At 40.5% G+C, this 15,899-nt stretch carries 16 protein-coding genes, 1 other RNA gene and 1 pseudogene; 5 read left to right on the top strand and 13 right to left on the bottom strand.

Translation table 11 applies throughout. From position 1 onward, the window contains the following. Positions 1-26 precede the first annotated feature (26 nt). The 3 genes and pseudogenes from ACSQ2E_RS11065 to speD form a co-directional block, all read right to left on the bottom strand. Positions 27-1,361, bottom strand: coding sequence for a tyrosine-type recombinase/integrase (locus ACSQ2E_RS11065; protein ID WP_435990579.1), 1,335 nt, complete (start codon positions 1,359-1,361; stop codon positions 27-29). A 156-nt stretch (positions 1,362-1,517) separates the two neighbouring features. Further along, positions 1,518-1,955, bottom strand: a pseudogene (locus ACSQ2E_RS11060) (AIM24 family protein); the annotation flags it as partial. Between the two features lie 148 nt (positions 1,956-2,103). Further along, a complete protein-coding gene (gene speD, locus ACSQ2E_RS11055; RefSeq protein ID WP_435990578.1) occupies positions 2,104-2,916 on the bottom strand; it encodes an adenosylmethionine decarboxylase in 813 nt (270 codons plus the stop codon). Positions 2,917-3,106: 190 nt separating this feature from the next. Here speD and ACSQ2E_RS11050 point away from each other — a divergent pair, with 190 nt between their 5' ends. Beyond that, positions 3,107-4,237: a CAP domain-containing protein gene (locus tag ACSQ2E_RS11050; protein ID WP_435990577.1), complete on the top strand. Its 1,131-nt coding sequence runs from the start codon at positions 3,107-3,109 to the stop codon at positions 4,235-4,237. A gap of 107 nt (positions 4,238-4,344) precedes the next feature. On the opposite strand, the gene ACSQ2E_RS11045 is transcribed toward ACSQ2E_RS11050, so the two are convergent. The 4 genes from ACSQ2E_RS11045 to ACSQ2E_RS11030 all read right to left on the bottom strand — a co-directional run bounded on the left by ACSQ2E_RS11045 (position 4,345) and on the right by ACSQ2E_RS11030 (position 9,258). Continuing rightward, complete coding sequence (locus ACSQ2E_RS11045) at positions 4,345-5,064, bottom strand: DsbA family oxidoreductase (RefSeq protein ID WP_435990576.1); 720 nt, start codon at positions 5,062-5,064, stop codon at positions 4,345-4,347. An 86-nt stretch (positions 5,065-5,150) separates the two neighbouring features. Then, entirely contained in the window at positions 5,151-7,730 is a 2,580-nt protein-coding gene (locus ACSQ2E_RS11040; protein WP_435990575.1) for a helicase-related protein, read from the bottom strand. Positions 7,731-7,869: 139 nt separating this feature from the next. Continuing rightward, positions 7,870-8,316 (bottom strand): CoxG family protein, encoded by a 447-nt coding sequence (locus tag ACSQ2E_RS11035; protein WP_435990574.1) that lies wholly within the window; start codon positions 8,314-8,316, stop codon positions 7,870-7,872. Positions 8,317-8,466: 150 nt separating this feature from the next. Then, positions 8,467-9,258 (bottom strand): HAD family hydrolase, encoded by a 792-nt coding sequence (locus ACSQ2E_RS11030; RefSeq protein ID WP_435990573.1) that lies wholly within the window; start codon positions 9,256-9,258, stop codon positions 8,467-8,469. Between the two features lie 151 nt (positions 9,259-9,409). On the opposite strand from ACSQ2E_RS11030, the gene ACSQ2E_RS11025 reads away from it, so the two are divergent. Together ACSQ2E_RS11025 and ACSQ2E_RS11020 are read left to right on the top strand one after the other, a co-directional pair. After that, positions 9,410-9,706: a DUF948 domain-containing protein gene (locus ACSQ2E_RS11025; protein ID WP_435990572.1), complete on the top strand. Its 297-nt coding sequence runs from the start codon at positions 9,410-9,412 to the stop codon at positions 9,704-9,706. A 139-nt stretch (positions 9,707-9,845) separates the two neighbouring features. Beyond that, positions 9,846-10,496, top strand: a complete 651-nt coding sequence (locus ACSQ2E_RS11020; RefSeq protein ID WP_435990571.1) for an MtnX-like HAD-IB family phosphatase — start codon at positions 9,846-9,848, stop codon at positions 10,494-10,496. Between the two features lie 249 nt (positions 10,497-10,745). On the opposite strand, the gene ssrS is transcribed toward ACSQ2E_RS11020, so the two are convergent. Together ssrS and ACSQ2E_RS11010 are read right to left on the bottom strand one after the other, a co-directional pair. Then, positions 10,746-10,934, bottom strand: a non-coding RNA gene (ssrS, locus tag ACSQ2E_RS11015) — 6S RNA. A gap of 103 nt (positions 10,935-11,037) precedes the next feature. Beyond that, positions 11,038-11,475 carry a peptidylprolyl isomerase gene (locus ACSQ2E_RS11010; protein WP_435990570.1) on the bottom strand — a complete coding sequence of 146 codons (438 nt, stop codon included), beginning with the start codon at positions 11,473-11,475 and terminating at the stop codon, positions 11,038-11,040. Between the two features lie 189 nt (positions 11,476-11,664). On the opposite strand from ACSQ2E_RS11010, the gene ACSQ2E_RS11005 reads away from it, so the two are divergent. Continuing rightward, entirely contained in the window at positions 11,665-11,961 is a 297-nt protein-coding gene (locus ACSQ2E_RS11005) for a phage holin family protein (protein WP_435990569.1), read from the top strand. Positions 11,962-12,007: 46 nt separating this feature from the next. Here ACSQ2E_RS11005 and ACSQ2E_RS11000 read toward each other — a convergent pair whose 3' ends face one another. Then, a complete protein-coding gene (locus ACSQ2E_RS11000) occupies positions 12,008-12,529 on the bottom strand; it encodes a type 1 glutamine amidotransferase domain-containing protein (protein WP_435990568.1) in 522 nt (173 codons plus the stop codon). A 343-nt stretch (positions 12,530-12,872) separates the two neighbouring features. Beyond that, the gene (locus ACSQ2E_RS10995) at positions 12,873-13,754 is read right to left on the bottom strand and encodes an NAD(P)-dependent oxidoreductase (RefSeq protein WP_435990567.1); all 882 of its coding nucleotides are present in this window, start codon (positions 13,752-13,754) and stop codon (positions 12,873-12,875) included. A 169-nt stretch (positions 13,755-13,923) separates the two neighbouring features. Between ACSQ2E_RS10995 and ACSQ2E_RS10990 the strand changes: the two genes are divergently transcribed. Continuing rightward, positions 13,924-14,184, top strand: a complete 261-nt coding sequence (locus ACSQ2E_RS10990) for a hypothetical protein (RefSeq protein ID WP_261750763.1) — start codon at positions 13,924-13,926, stop codon at positions 14,182-14,184. Positions 14,185-14,228: 44 nt separating this feature from the next. Here the strand turns inward: ACSQ2E_RS10990 and ACSQ2E_RS10985 are convergent, their stop codons facing one another. Together ACSQ2E_RS10985 and ACSQ2E_RS10980 are read right to left on the bottom strand one after the other, a co-directional pair. Then, positions 14,229-14,585, bottom strand: coding sequence for a YidH family protein (locus ACSQ2E_RS10985; RefSeq protein WP_435990566.1), 357 nt, complete (start codon positions 14,583-14,585; stop codon positions 14,229-14,231). Positions 14,586-14,673: 88 nt separating this feature from the next. Continuing rightward, the gene (locus ACSQ2E_RS10980) at positions 14,674-15,801 is read right to left on the bottom strand and encodes an MBL fold metallo-hydrolase (RefSeq protein ID WP_435990565.1); all 1,128 of its coding nucleotides are present in this window, start codon (positions 15,799-15,801) and stop codon (positions 14,674-14,676) included. Between the last annotated feature and the right edge of the window lie 98 nt (positions 15,802-15,899).

Genomic DNA, 15,899 nt, shown 5'->3' with positions numbered 1-15,899 from the left:
AGTCTGACCTAAGTTGTTCACGTTCTTCATAGATTCAAGCCTTTCTTAGTAAGTTCATCCTGCTTAATAGCAAAGTTCGCTAAATCATCTTCAGTAGGGTTAAAATACTTTCTTACGGTATGTGTATTGGAATGCCGCAAAACGTAAGCTAATTTAAGCTCGTCATACCCTTCGTGTAAAACCTTATACATTGCAAAACCATGACGAAACCGATGGTTCAAACTGTCTTTCTTTTTATCTTTGTCAAGTTTAATCCCAACATCTTTAAGAATAGTTTTAAGTATCTTATTCCAAGCACCACCTGTTATACAGGTATAATTTTTGCTGAGAAAAACATATGCATTGAAATCAATATCTGAATCACCAACTTTGTCTGCTACATTCTTATTTGAATAGTTTTCAAAGGTTTTATCACTCATGGAAAAAGGAGAAGTTGCTTCATCAATATATTCTTGAATCAATTCAAATGTTGTCTTTGTGATAAGGATAACTTGGAAGCCATCTCCTTCCTCATAATATCCTTCGTTATTATAACTTTCACGAGAAGTAATCTTCATGCAACCTTTACAAAATTGCCAGGGACGGTCAGTAAATCGGTTTCTCAATATTATTCGGTATATATCTTTCCGCTTTGTTATATCTTCACCCTGTATGTCTTCTAAGGTTAACCCTAATACTTCCCCAATTCTCAACCCATATTCATACATTAACTTGATAATAATTTTTTCCCGAAGAGTATATTTATTTTCAATTAGCTTTATAATATTTTCATACTCGGGATAACTAATGTATTTTGGAACTATTCTTCTCTTAGTTTCTCTTAAATTAATGTTGTATGTTGGTTTTTCTATAGAAGTACTTTTAGAATTAAAAGCACTAGTTATAACTCTTTTTGTTCCATTCGATTCTTCAAAGATATTATTTTCTATCTTTAAATATCTATAGAAGCTTCTATACACTCCCAAATATTTATTTACAGTATCATTTTTTCTGATGGTACTAAATTCATATGTAACAAACTTTCCTAAACCTTTACCACCAATTAAGAAATGTATAATTCTGTTTTTATCATCGCTATCTAAGTGCTTTATGTCAGTGTGAAAGAGTTCTATATAAGAAAAAAGTAATTTCAGTGCGCGAAATGCTTGTTCTCTCTTGCTATACCCCTCATTTCCTAATTCTTCATTAAGATATTTGTATGCTTCATAATATACTTTTCCACTAGAACCAAAAAGCATCATATACTTAAAACCGTTATATTCTTTTGCAATAGCAGCTACATTAATATGGTATTCATTTTCTCCTCTTATTCTTTTGAAATTTTTACCAAAGTAACCTTTTGACTCAATAACAGTATCCATTTAGACCCCCCCCGAACTTATATTCCTATTATATAATAATATAGGACACTTTTCAAGGTAGTATAACTTATTTTTATGTTATAAAAAAAGCCTTTAAATTTTCAAAAGGGTTAGGTTCATATACATATTTTGGACACATTAATAACGTAGTATAACTTCTCCACCAAAGAAGCCGGTTCCCAATTTCTTTTGAAAATCGATTCCGACAGAGACTCCCTTTGCCGCACAAAGAAAGGCATCCTTTTGACAAATCACTTTACCGCCTAATTCACTTAAATCAACCGGAATGATTTTTCCCGGATAAGGAGCGGCGAAAGATACATGCTTTTTTCCCATTCCCTCATTGGTAAAGACGGTCATGAATAAGCTTTCCCCTGTCAATATACGTTTTCCTGCCCCCACGAGCTTCCCGAGGAACCCTCCAGTCCCGCTTCCTTGAGAGCCATCGCCAAAGATCGTTTCCATACCGATACCATCTTCCATCATCATCATGCCACCAGCTTCGGCTACTGCACTTTCTCCCGGATCTAATTCTATCTCGACAAACTGCATATCATCCCCGTGCAATTTGTATTCAATTTCATGTGAATTCATTCCCTTTTCCTCCTCTATTTACATGCATATTTACCTATTCTTCAAGAGGAAGGGATTTCCCTTCTCAAATCCCATTTTCATAATAATTAGAAATCATACTAAAAACCCCTTCGCGCAAATGTTCGCGAAGGGGTTTCAATGATCATTTTTACGGTCGGGGCATATTCTTACCGTAAAAGATTTCATCCATTTCCATTTTTAGTTTGTCTGTAATCTCATCGACCTCATCTTCTTCCAGTCTGTCCTTTGTGTAACCAAATAAGTAATTGTTCAAATCAAATTCTTTCAATTTGCATTTTGTGTGGAAGATGTTTTGAGGATAGACATTCACATCGATCATGTCATACTCATCCTTAATTTCTTCCGGAATGTAATTCTGAATGGAATTGATGTCATGGTCGATGAATAACTTTCTTCCGTTAATGTCCCTGGTAAATCCCCTCACCCGATAATCCATCGTCATGATATCCGTGTCGAAGGAATGAATTAAATAATTCAATGCCTTAAGTGGGGAAATTTCCCCGCATGTAGAAACATCGATATCTGCCCTGAATGTCGAGATCCCTTCATGTGGATGGTACTCCGGGTAGGTATGGACCGTAATATGGCTCTTATCAAGATGCATCGTCACAGTTGAAGGCAGAGGACCTGGTGATTCATCAAAATGCTCCGTCGGCACTTCGACGATCGGACCTTCCGAGACCAGGATGGTCACACTGGCACCCTGGGGAACATAGTCCTGTTTCGATACGTTCAGTACATGCGCCCCGATAATATCCGAAACGTGGGTGAGGATCTTCGTCAGTCTATCGGCGTTGTATTGCTCATCAATGTATTCAATATAGGCTTCCCGTTCTTCACGGGTCTTTGTATAACAGATATCGTACATATTGAAACTCAACGACTTCGTTAAGTTATTGAATTCATGCAATTGAATCCGTTCCTCATGAGATAATTTCATTGCGTTTTCCCCCTTTATGTAAATGTTGAAGCTGCCCTATTTAGTTATCTTACCCGAAGCCCTCCAAACTAAAACAGGCAGACCGGATTGAAAATGGTGTAGAATGGGTACTGAGCAAAGAGAGCAGCCTTTCTCTTTTTACTTCTATATTATTTTGGCTACAATGGAAGGTAGAATGGAGTGTTAGCATTTGAGACGATTATTTATTCTTATCATGATTCTTGTGGTTGCCTATATATCAAAACCCGCCTGGGAAGAGAAAGTGGAAGCGGCAGGTTTTGACACTGTCCTCTCTAAAATCGAAGAAATGAAAAACAACCCTAAAGTACAGGATGCCTTTGATCAAATCTACCAGGAGATGAACCTGCTCCTGATAAAGCTGGACGAGTCATTCCGGGACCTGGAGAACACATCTGACGCGAAGAAAGAAGACCCTGTGGAGAAGCCTGCTTTAACAGTCCCAAGTGAGCAAATGTTTTCTATCTATAATATAGAAATCGGGGATCCCAAAGAAAGTGTCGAGGAAGTAGTCGGTGAAGCTAAGAGAAAATCAAGCAATGAATACGGGGTTTCATGGTATGCCTATCACGAAAACTACCGGAACTTCCTCATGGTCTCGTATGATCAAAACCAACAGGTGAATGGACTGTTCACCAATCAAGATCTTCTATCCTCTGATTCAGGGATAAAGATGGGCGTTTCCAAAAAGGTGGTACAGAATGAGCTTGGTGAGCCATTGACCAACATCCGTAAGGGGCTGACATTATATCAGTTGCAAAATAACGGTGAACAGGATGTATACCAGGTCGATGGAAGCTATGTGACCATCTTTTATGATAAGCATGAAAATGATACAGTCACCGCCATCCAGATCATCGACGGGAACTTGGAAGCAAATAAGAAAAACTTCTATACCAAGGGAAGTTCTGAATTGAAAGAAGGGTTTGAATTCCAACTGTTCGACCTTACGAATGCCACCCGTGTAGAGAAAGGACTGAACGTTCTCTCATGGGACAGTCTAGTGAGGGATACTGCACGGAAACATAGCCTTGATATGGCGGAACAGGATTATTTCAGTCATACAAACCTTGATGGTCAGTCACCATTTGATCGCATGGAAGAAGATCAAGTAGCCTTTCGCACTGCAGGGGAAAACCTGGCATACGGTCAGTTAAGTTCGATTTTCGCCCACGAAGGACTGATGAATTCCAAAGGTCATAGAGAAAATATCCTCCAGCCACACTACGAACATTTAGGTATAGGGGTCGCCTTTAATGAAAAATCCCAGCCGTATTATACAGAGAATTTTTATAGTAACTGACAAATGCTCCAGCGGCTTGTCGCTGGAGCTGGATGAGAAACCAAAAAAACAAGCGGGTGCACTTCTCCCGCTTGTTTTTTTGGTTTTCTATAAATGTACTGTAAAGATCATGACTTGGATGGAGGAATCTCACATCCGTTTTCGTCACATGCCAATCCTTCACTTCCTAGAGGCTGAAGAGTAGATGGTTTATTTACCTCTTTCCACACTTTTTGTAATGAGTTCAACAATACATCACTTGGTTGAGCCCCCGAAATGGCATACTTACGATTTATTACAAAGAATGGCACGCCTTGAACACCTATTTGCCTTGCTTCTTCCTCGTCCCGGCGAACCTCTTCCGAGAAATCACTGCCTTCAAGGATGGAAACCGTTTCTTCTTCACCCAGTCCGGCTTGTTGCGCTAATTCTACGAGAGTTTCCCTGTCACCAATATGTTTAGACATGGTAAAGTGTGCATACAAAAGGATTTCAGTCATCTCTGCTTCTTTCCCTTTTGTTTTCGCATATTTAGTCAGGCGGTGGGCATCAAACGTATTAGTCGGTATGCTTGAATCAAACTGGAAATCAAGTCCTACAGTGGCTGCTTGGCGGCTCATGCCATCGGTCATGTTTTTAGCTTCCTCAAGGGATGTTCCGTACTTCTTTGAAAGGAGTTCTTGAATACTATATTCCGTATTGACCGGAGCGCCGGGATCGAGTTCGAAACTTTTAAATTCAATTTCAACAGTATCCCTCTGAGGGAAATTCTCCAGTGCCTTCTCCAAATGACGTTTTCCTATATAGCAGAATGGACATACATAATCTGACCATACTTCAATTTTCAATCTTACCACCTCAATCATCGTTTTCAATTCGTATTAGATCGTATCATAGAACCTTTAAATCTTACATAAGATTTGCTCACGATTCACTAATATCGAGGTTTCCCCTTCGTTCTCCTTTTAACCCTCGCAGCATGACAGCGATCACAAATAGGAAAATCGAAGTTCGGGGGAAGTTTCTTTCCGCATTGCCTGCACGACTGTGTTAAACTTGTGACTTCTGTCCGCAGGCTTTCGTGCACACCATCGGCAATTTCACTCCTGATCCGTTCCCAATAGTAAGCCTCCGTCTGCCTGCCCAATCGGTATAAAAACAAAAGATGAAGACCGACAGCTTTATACGAAACTTCTTTTTGCTCTAGATTCGTACTCTTCAGCTGTGGCTCAGGCAGTTCTTCACCCTCTACCAGCGCATTCATACACTGGAGCCATTGCTCTGTTAACTGTGTTTCTTTCTTGGAGAAGGGAAGATGGAGAAAGCCGTACAGGTCATTTAATGAAAGTTTTGCTTCGATCTCGGTTCCCCGGATTAGTTCATATAGTTCCCTTTCTTCAAAAAGCGTCGATTTTTCCGTACCGAATGGACTTTTGAACTTGTCCCACAAAAAGAAGAACGAGTCCATGTCATGATAATGCCGCTGAAAACGTTCGAACACACCGCTTGTCGGTGCGATGGCAAACGTTTCAAGAGATTGGTCAGGCTTTTCAAGGAGCTGCTTCATCACTTTTATATCCTTCGAGAAAGCCACTTTTCCCTCATTGTAAATTCCTTTTCTCCCTGCGCGGCCGGCAATCTGCTTAACTTCCTGTGAAGTCAGCCTCCTCCTCCTCGTTCCATCAAATTTATCGGTTTCCAGGAAAACGATTCTGCGTATCGGCAGGTTCAATCCCATCCCGATTGCATCGGTCGCAACAATCATATTCGTTTTCCCTTTAATGAACTGCATCATCTGTCTCTTCCTCGTTTCAGGAGGCATGCTTCCGTATATCATACTGACTTTATGTCCGTTATTTTGTAATCTTGAAGCGGTGTCCAACACTTTCTTCCTTGAAAAACAAACGATTGCGTCCCCTTTTTTCGCATGTTTCAATTGAAATTCTTTCGATTCAACTTCAAGTGGGATGTCTCTTTTGTATTGGTGAATCTCGACGTTGCCTTCCCCGACCAAGCCCATTAATAGATCCCGGACATTTTCACTCCCAATGATATGGACCTCCTTGGCTCTCGCCTTTGTAATGGCACGGTACCAGGAGAAGCCTCTATCCTGATCGGCGAGCATTTGGGCCTCATCGATCACGATCACTTCATATTCATCTTTTTCACGGAACATTTCAACTGTGGATGAAATATGGTGTGAATTAGGCGTTTCTTTCTCTTCTTCCCCGGTTTTCAAATTACACGGGACACCGTCTGCATTCAATGTATCGAATACTTCTAGAGCGAGTAAACGGAGTGGTGCCAAATACATACCGCTGCGGGCTGCTTTCATCCGGTTGATTGCATGATGAGTTTTCCCTGTATTGGTTTCACCGATATGAAGGATATAGTGGATGTCACCTCTATAGGAAGGACTATATTCCCGACCAAATATATCTTCCAATACCCGTTCCTCTTCCTCTTGTTTCCGTTTTAATTCAGCCAGTTCAGCTGCTTTCCTTTTCTCCCGCTTCCTGAGATCCTTTTCATATAAGGAAAGGTGAACACCTGCATGAAAAGGAATTTCTGTAAGTCTGTGTAAATCTTCAATATACTCCTCTTGAATCAGGGTGAAAAAGGTCGATTTCAGGGTCAGAAGAAAGTGATGACTGAGTCTGCTCAGCCTTTCTTCTGTAAGTTCCTGACCGTACACTGTCTCGTAACCTTTCTTCAAATCTTCGGGCATATGCTCTGATAGAGACCGATAAACCACCTGCTCGGTGTGGTAAAAGACAAAGCGTTCATATGGATAGAAATACGTTTCATATTCCCACACATGACCATCCCAATGTTCACTTTTTTTGTGAATCGAACCGGTGAATTCCGTAAGAAAGTCAGATACGGTGATAAAGGAGTCCTTTGTATAGTGTCCTTCTTCTTCTAATTTCTCTTCCAGCATATACGGTTCAACCGATCGGTATTTGGTTTTGGTTCGGATATCGTTCATGCATTTATTAGCGAATAAGAATCGCAATTCCACATACCAGCTAGTCTCTAACTTATCCACTTGTTGGCTGATGAAAGAAAGAATCATTTTTTGACACTCTTTTTGAAGAACGGCCTGTTTTTTTTCTTCTTTATTCTTAACAAATGCCTTTCGAACTTCACGATGGCGTTCTTTCCAATCTTCTTCGGATATGGGATTTTCCTTTATCCAGTTTAAGATATGGAAAGGTTGATACTCTCTGATTTCATTTCTGAACAATTTGTTGATCAATTTCTTATCCGTACCTTCAATATCGTAGCCTTTCTCTCGCAGAAATGCTTTTTTATGACTCCGCAAAACATCATTGGTTACTTTATTAAGCCAAACATTCAGCCATATTTGATGAAAAAAAGCACTCCTTTCATTCAAATAATCTTGAAATGAAGGATACTTCTCGTGTATCTCGAGGAAAAGTGTGATATCTTCCTCGATTTTGCGTTTCGTTTCCTCTATTGCTTCTTCTCGAAGTATGTGAAGCTTTTGCATGGTTAGACCCCTTTTTATCGTGATACAGATTCCTCTACTATGTACTATATAGTGTATGTATTTCTTCTCCAACTAACAATTCACTTGCTCAAATAAGTCATTATATCACACAAGCAAATCCTCTATTTGGAAGCATACATCAAATTTCACTTCCTTCAATGGCCTTTCCTACCGCAATCGTTAGTTCCCTGGTAAGTTCAGCAACCATTTTATCGAACGCATGTTGCAGGACCTTTGCCAACTTGCTTGTGGATTCAATGGATAACCTTCCTGTCATTCTCGTAACCATTGTGTTTACTTCATCCGCTTTGAAAAATCCTGCACCTGTAAACCTATGATTAATACCTTGTAACGTGAACTTCACTTCAGATGGTTCCTTCCAATCTGTAATTCTCACATTCACATGGATCTTTTTTATCACCATCCCATAATGAACGGTGAATTTCCACGTCGATTGATTATCGGAATAAATGGTATGCTCCTTGTATCCCGGCACAAGAGGAGCCCATGCATTCATATCACGAATAAAGGTCCATACATCTGATCGCGATGCATGGACATTCACCTGATGAAATCCATTTCCCATAAGCAATACCTCCCCTTAGAATGAGATCGTTCCCTCCTCTGCCTGTTATGCGAGCGGGGCTTAGGTGAATAGTATGAATGGGAATGGACTATTATGATTGATGAACCAAATAAATATAAAGGCACCGACAAATCGAAGCCTCTCTCTCTGTTATTTGATGATGTTCTTGACAATCCGGGGCACTTCTCTCAATTCCTTCACTTCATAATCCGGGACAACCTTTTGAGGTGTTTGCCCCCGCCGATTAATCCATATCGTTTTGATCCCCATCCTTGAAGCCCCCAGGATATCTGTATTTAAATTGTCACCAACCATGATCACTTCATCTTTATGAAGCTTCAGCCTCTCTAATGCATGAAGGAACATCGCAGGATCGGGTTTTCCTTTACCGATATCCCCGGAAATGATGATTTCTTGAAAATAAGGGAGAAGTTCAGGAGTTTTATCCAGCTTCGTATTTTGTAAGTGAGGAGAACCATTCGTTAATAGCAACAGTTGATAGTTTTCCTTCATTTCATTTAATACATGGAATGTATCTTCATATACATATGGTCTTTGTTTTCTTTCCTGACGAAATTTCTCGGCTAATTCTTTACCAAGTATGGAATCCGTTATGCCCAAAGAATTCAAGCCTCTGGTCCATGATTCTTTGCGGTATGAAGGGACGGTTTCTTTCATTTTCAGGAAGTTCTCATCATGTTCATCCAGGAAATCTCCCCAAAGGCCTTCAAAAGGATTGATTCCGATATTCTGTGTGAACTCATATGTATCATATGTTGCATACAGTTCCCTGGCAACTTCCCTGACGCTTGAATCTAGTGCTTGTGGATTTGCCCCCGCTTTCTGGTATGCATAGTGGCATGTTGCTTTGAAGGCTTCTTCGATGCTTTTCGAGTCCCATAATAATGTGTCATCTAAATCAAACAGGATGGCTTTGATCACTCTCATCTCTCCCTCTAGGTATTCAACTTATAGTTTAGATTACTAGCTATATGTGAAATAGTAAACCAGAAGGATAAAATAATTTATTGCGTTATTTTCAACACTATTAGGGAATATAACTAAAAACAGAGTAAAACGAGGTGAAATCAATATGTGGATCGTATATGCAAGCATTGCCTTATTTGTCATTGCCCTGATTATGCTTGGGGTAGCATTGATGAGGACCGTCAAGACCACACGTCCCATTGTGAATGAAATGAATCAAACGGTAGCCAATATTCAATCGAGGATGGACAAAATCACTTCAGAGACAACTCAGCTTCAGGAAACCCAGGGAGAGATCCAAAGTGATATCGAATATAAAAAGTCCACTTTTACAGGCACCATTCAAGAGGTAAAACGTACGCCTGAAATATTAAAAGAATTTGTAAAAAGTATGAAAAAGTAGTGTCCTGTCACCTTGCTTGATGCAGGGTGATTTTTAATCTTTGATTTTAGTTTACATAATTTCATTATGATAAATCTTATTCCTTTTTTCCCCTTCTTATTCATGATACAATCTACTACATTAGTTAGGAGGAAAAGCTGTGAAAAAATGGGCATTTGTTTCAGACTTTGATGGGACCATTTCTAAAAAGGATTTTTACCATCTCGTCATGGAGAAATATTTTCATGAAGGAGCTGCATTATTTACCAAATGGAAGGCAGGCGAAATGAAGGACATCGATTTTTTGACTACCGTCTTTTCATCGATTCATCAGGACGAGACTCAAATCATAGAGGATATCCATTCATTGGAAATCGATGAACACGTCACTGCCTTCATCCGGAAAGTCCAGGCTCAAGGGGGAGATTTCTATATCCTCAGTGCGGGGACGGATTATTATATCGACCATATCCTTCAAAAACACGGTATCACCGATGTGAAAGTATTCTCAAATGAAGGCTATTATCAGGAAAAGAATGTACATATGAATATCGACCCTGCTCATCCCCATTACTCAGAGCGTTATGGGATTGACAAATCCAAAGTGATTGCTGAGCTGAAAGAAGAGTATGATACGATTTACTTCGCTGGTGATAGCGAGCCGGACAGCCACCCTGCTGACGTGGCGGATGTCACCTTTGCCATGGAGGCATTACAGGGTATCCTTGAGGAACGCTGCACCCCATTTATTAAAGTAAATGACTTTCATGACATAGACCGTTATTTAACAGATGCAGGTGTATTAAAGTAAACCACTTTGCACATTCATTTCATGCATGATACACTTAATTTGCCTCTCCCGAACATTCGCTTGTTGCGGGACACTTAACCATGTACGGACGGGAGGGGCCTCGATAGATTAATACAGGGACTGAATTCATATTTTGGATTCAGTCTTTTTTGGTTTGAGCTTCTTAAAATGGTAAAACCGGCACTTAATGAAGTAGTCTTAAAAATAAAAAGCCAGCCCCCGATTGGGAACTGACTTGAGATACTAATGTTATGAGCCACAGTTGCCGTAATTTGATATAAGAAAGTTTTAAACCACCACTCCTCAAAGTGGGTGTTTGCAGAAGGTTTCCTGTCGTCCTCAAATCGTGGAGGCTTGACATTCCAACTTCGATATAAAACTCCCTATTACAGTTTAAAGGTTAAAACTTCGTTATGATTACGTACAACGCAGCCTGTATTAGTATGATACAACATCAATTAAATTAATTCAACTGTTGTTTTTCTTCAAGGTGAGATGATTAATTCAAAAAGATGCGAACGAACGAAGGACCGTCCCTCAATTAAGCGTCAAATACTTCGACTTTCTCCATTACGTCGCCGTTTTTCATTGATTTGGCGATGTCGATCCCTGAAGTTACTTTTCCGAATACAGTATGAACGCCGTTTAGGTGAGGCTGTGGCGCATGTACGATGAAGAATTGGCTGCCTCCTGTATCTTTACCCGCATGGGCCATAGATAATGAACCTTCTTCATGCTTATGTGGATTTCCTTCTGTTTCACATTTGATTGTGTAACCAGGGCCACCCATCCCGTTACCGTTAGGGCATCCACCTTGGCTTACAAAACCAGGGATGACACGGTGAAAGCTTAAACCGTTGTAAAAACCTTCGTTTGCTAATTTTTCAAAGTTTGCCACTGTTCCAGGTGCTTCAGTTGGAAATAAATCAAATTCAATTTTTTCACCTGTCTGAAATTGTATGTATCCTTTTTTCGCCATATTTAACAGCTCCTTTATTATTATAGGTCAATCAATATAATATCATTGAACATTTCCCATGTCACTTTAAAGGTTAGCCTGCACCCTATCGTTTTTATTTTACCGTACAGCCAAACTGGTTGTCATTAAGCTCCCGGTGTTGTGAATAAGCTATATAGAAGTCATTTATCATTATAGGGAGTGGACCATATGATTGAAAACTTATTAAGCGGCATTTCCATTGATCCTCAAGTCACCGTGCTCGTTCCCGTGTTATGGGTGCTCGGGTATGCTCTAAAGAGGACCCCCCATATCCCGGACTGGCTCATCATCTGGATACTTTTATTGGTTGGTGTCGGGGCGAGCGGATGGACGCTCGGGTTTGACTTTAACGGGATCGCAAACGGATTTATCGCAACGGGGGCTGCCATCACCACTCATCAATCTGTGAAACAGACCTTTTTCGAAAGGGTGAATGATCGAAATAAGAGAGACAAGAAGATATAAAGAAAAAACGGACTGGTCCTCAGGTAACGGGCCAGTCCGTTTTTCATCATTTAGCCAGCACGTCAATGAATTCTCTCATATAATCAGGCAGATCAGGTGGTCTTCGGCTGGAAACGATATGTCCGTCTGTCACCACCGGCTCATTTATCCAAATAGCCCCTGCATTTTCCATGTCGTCCTTTATTCCGGGTGTGCTTGTGACTTTTACCCCCTGAAGGATCTTGGCTGAAATCAACACCCACCCGGCATGGCAGATTTGGCCTATCGGTTTCTTACGTTCGTCCATGGATTTCACCATGGCAATGACCTCTTCATACCGACGAAGTTTATCGGGGGACCAGCCTCCCGGAACAAGAATGGCATCATAGTCTTCGGGGTTTATGTCTTTAAATGCGTATTCAGAAACAATCGGCACTCCATATTTCCCGATGTACTCCTCATTGGCCTTTTCACCGACAATGTGGACCGTCGCCCCCTCTTCCCGCAAACGCAGTACCGGATACCACAGCTCCAAGTCTTCGAAGTCGGCACTGACCAATTGAATGATTTTTTTTCCTACTAACTTCAATAGAATCCCTCCTTATATAAGTACAGGATTATTGTCTAAGGAATCAGAACATATTGCAACCGATAACCTTAATTGTATGGACTATATTTCTTTATCGCTTTAATGATTGTTTTCGTTTGGACATATGAGACAAAAAAGGCAACCACGGTCATCATGGTACCCATTGTATATATCAACCTGGAAAATTGCCTGATTGAATTTTTTTTCAAGAGATTCACCATTCTTTCGAATTTTTAACATTCCCCCTTTATCCTTCCCCTGTCTCAAGAGAATTATGTGAGAATTGGGAACCAGAACTTCACGCTCTTATTAAAAAACTCCCATTCAAAGGGAGTCTTAGATGTTAATCTTCCAATAATTTAATTAATGCTTGAGTGCCACTGTTTTCTTCGCCTTCTGCTGCGAGTTGCTCGTATAATGACAGGGCCAGTTCCAGACCGGGTGTCCGGAGTTCCATCTCTTTAGCAGAATGCAGGGCAATCTTAAGGTCCTTGATAAAATGTTTAACGTAGAATCCTGGAGCATAATCTTGCTCGATCATGCGTGGAACCAGGTTACTGAGGGACCAGCTGCCCGCTGCCCCTGATGTAATGCTTTTCAGTACATTTTCTGGATTCAAACCGGATTTCTTCGCGTAAAGTAATGCTTCACTAACTCCCATCATGTTCGAAGCAATGGTGATTTGGTTACACATCTTTGTATGCTGACCCGCTCCTGGTTTTCCTTGATAGACTACATTCGATCCCAGGAGTTCTAAAAGTGGTTTTGCCAGATTGAACGTATTTTCTTCTCCTCCGACCATAATCGAAAGCCTGGCCTCTTTAGCTCCGATATCCCCTCCCGAAACGGGAGCATCCAATGTCGAAATCCCTTTCTCCTTACCCGATTTAAAGATTGCATCTGCCAGAGCCGGAGAAGAAGTGGTCATATCAATGGCAATCGAACCCTGTTTTAAATAGGGAAGTATGCCGTTCTCCCCAAGATATATTTCTTCAACATCTGAAGGGTACCCTACGATAGTGATAACGAGATCTGAAGCTTCAGCAAGCTCCTTTGGTGTGTCAGCCCATTTCGCGCCACGATCTATGAGATCCGAGGCTTTATGTTTCGTACGGTTATAGACAACCAGTGGAAAACCTGCCTCCAGAATATGACCAGCCATACTTTTCCCCATTACTCCTGTTCCAATAAATCCGATGACGGTCTCTTTCGTCAATCTTTTCATTCCATCCACCCTCTCTTTGTCTACCATCCATGTTTATTTTCATCCATATTGAGTGGATTGTCCACTCCTTCATTATTTTGGCATCCCTCCTCCATGTTTAAATTCATGTGCGTCGGGAATACAAAGAACATATTAAATAAACGAATCACTTGAATGGAGGAGAATGATTATGAAAGTAAATAAAACATTACTTGTTGGTGCAACTGTGACGGCTGGTTCACTTGGATGGATTCTATCATCGAAAGAAAAACGTAATCAGCTGCACAACGTGAAAGAAGGATTGGTTACGAAGTTTAAAAAGAGAAGAAAAGAAGATCTACCCGTTGAAAAAGGCGGAAACCCGGATCCTTCAAATATAGAAGACAACTCCATGGTAAGTGAAGGAGCCATGACATCCGTTCAATACTATAATGAACAAAAACAAGATTAAAAAAGCTGAACGCAGGGATTTAATCCTTTTGCGTTCAGCTTTTTTTAATTTAATGAAAAGAAGTAAACAGTCACAAGTAAAAGAACGATGGTAGCCACTACTGTCATCATTTTGATGAAGACATCTGCAGACACGAATGTTTGTGTATTGATATGTCTTCTTGTTCTGTAATAATTTATGGTAGAACCAATGATGATGGCAAACCCGATGAAAATCGAAACTACACTTATTCCGGCGGCAATCCGGTCTTGAACAGGGTTCCCCTGAAGGGAATTGAAATGTAAACTTGTCGTTAAAAAACCAATTCCGATTATGGCAATGGCTGTACGGATCCATGCCAGGAACGTCCGTTCATTGGCCAGGTGCTGCTGTATATACTTTGATTCATTTATTTCATTCACGATGTTCACGTCCTCAATTCTACCATTGCAGGCAAACATCCCATTAATCTGGGATGTTGCCTTTTTTACTTACTACGTATGAATCTCATCAGCGCACGGCACATCTATTTGGGCCTGTTTCCATTTCACGCTTTTCATCTTCATCAGGATTGATTTTACCCATATTCGTTTCACGGATTTTTTCATAGCTGTTTGGTTGTGGAGGGAGATTTTCTGTTACTGTTTTTCTGAACTCCTCTTCATCCTCAATGTTCAAACCATGATTCTCTTCATACAAGTCACTCAGACGATGTGAGATTGACCCGTCATCATTCATTTCATCTATCGTCATATAGTGAGCTGGCAAGACAATTAAGTCATCGTTAAGGTTTTTATACCTTGAATACAATGTTTCCCGTAAGTCCCCTACCCAGTCCTCTGCTTTACCGGCTAAATCAGGTCTCCCAATGGAATCAATAAATAGGATGTCCCCCGTGAGTAAGTAATGCCGGTCGACAATAAAAGAGGTACTTCCGATCGTATGACCTGGTGAGTAGACTGCTTCGATCACTGTATCCCCCACCTTGATGCCTGTTTCATCCTTGACTTCTTCATAGGTGTACTGGACTTCTCCGGCATCTTTCGGTGGCAAATAATATGGTGCTTCAAATTCGTTACTTAAGGATCGTCCACCGGAAATGTGATCTGCATGGAGATGAGTATCCAGTACTGCTTTTACTGTTAAATTGTGATTTTGAATGAACTTCTTATAAGGCTCTATCAGGCGACTGGAATCAATGAACGCAACTTCGCCTTTGGATACAATCGCATAAGATAAGCATCCTTTCCCTATCCGTATGAATTGATAAAGGACACCCCCAGCCACATCACCGATTTTAACAGGCTCAAGGTATTCGCTCCATGCCTGCATACCGCCTTCAACAGAATAGATATTATTCATTCCTGCACCAGCAAGCATCTCAGCTATTTTAGTCGAAGAATTCCCTTTTGCGCAAATGACATAAATGGATTCATTGTCTGGTAAAATGGATTGAACCGATTCTAGATTATCCTTCAACTCTGAAAAGGGTTTATTGATGATCGTAACGTTTTTCCCTTCCACTTTCCAATCGTCAAATGCGTCTTTGGGACGAACATCCAGAATGAACATTCTGTCTCCATTCATGATTTTTTGGGTAAGATCCCCTGCTGTCAAATTTTTTACTGAAGTTGTCATACCATATTTCCTCCCTTATATTTATTATTTTCTCTTCGTATTTACATTATCCTAAAATCCAACCTTTAAACCTGTAGGGGTATTCAATTTCGAGAAAA

The sequence above is a fragment of the Rossellomorea sp. LjRoot5 genome, assembly GCF_964253455.1.
Lineage (GTDB): Bacteria > Bacillota > Bacilli > Bacillales > Bacillaceae_B > Rossellomorea.
The sequence above is the reverse complement of the archived record's forward strand: the minus strand, read 5'-3'. Positions and strand labels throughout refer to the sequence as shown.

Excerpts from the sequence above, each read along its gene's own strand:
- ACSQ2E_RS11065 (WP_435990579.1), bottom strand. The coding sequence starts at position 1,361 with ATGGATACTGTTATTGAGTCAAAAGGTTACTTTGGTAAAAATTTCAAA.
- speD (WP_435990578.1), bottom strand. The coding sequence starts at position 2,916 with ATGAAATTATCTCATGAGGAACGGATTCAATTGCATGAATTCAATAAC.
- ACSQ2E_RS11040 (WP_435990575.1), bottom strand. The coding sequence starts at position 7,730 with ATGCAAAAGCTTCACATACTTCGAGAAGAAGCAATAGAGGAAACGAAA.
- ACSQ2E_RS11035 (WP_435990574.1), bottom strand. The coding sequence starts at position 8,316 with ATGGGAAATGGATTTCATCAGGTGAATGTCCATGCATCGCGATCAGAT.
- ACSQ2E_RS11025 (WP_435990572.1), top strand. The coding sequence starts at position 9,410 with ATGTGGATCGTATATGCAAGCATTGCCTTATTTGTCATTGCCCTGATT.
- ACSQ2E_RS11010 (WP_435990570.1), bottom strand. The coding sequence starts at position 11,475 with ATGGCGAAAAAAGGATACATACAATTTCAGACAGGTGAAAAAATTGAA.
- ACSQ2E_RS11005 (WP_435990569.1), top strand. The coding sequence starts at position 11,665 with ATGATTGAAAACTTATTAAGCGGCATTTCCATTGATCCTCAAGTCACC.
- ACSQ2E_RS10995 (WP_435990567.1), bottom strand. The coding sequence starts at position 13,754 with ATGAAAAGATTGACGAAAGAGACCGTCATCGGATTTATTGGAACAGGA.
- ACSQ2E_RS10990 (WP_261750763.1), top strand. The coding sequence starts at position 13,924 with ATGAAAGTAAATAAAACATTACTTGTTGGTGCAACTGTGACGGCTGGT.
- ACSQ2E_RS10980 (WP_435990565.1), bottom strand. The coding sequence starts at position 15,801 with ATGACAACTTCAGTAAAAAATTTGACAGCAGGGGATCTTACCCAAAAA.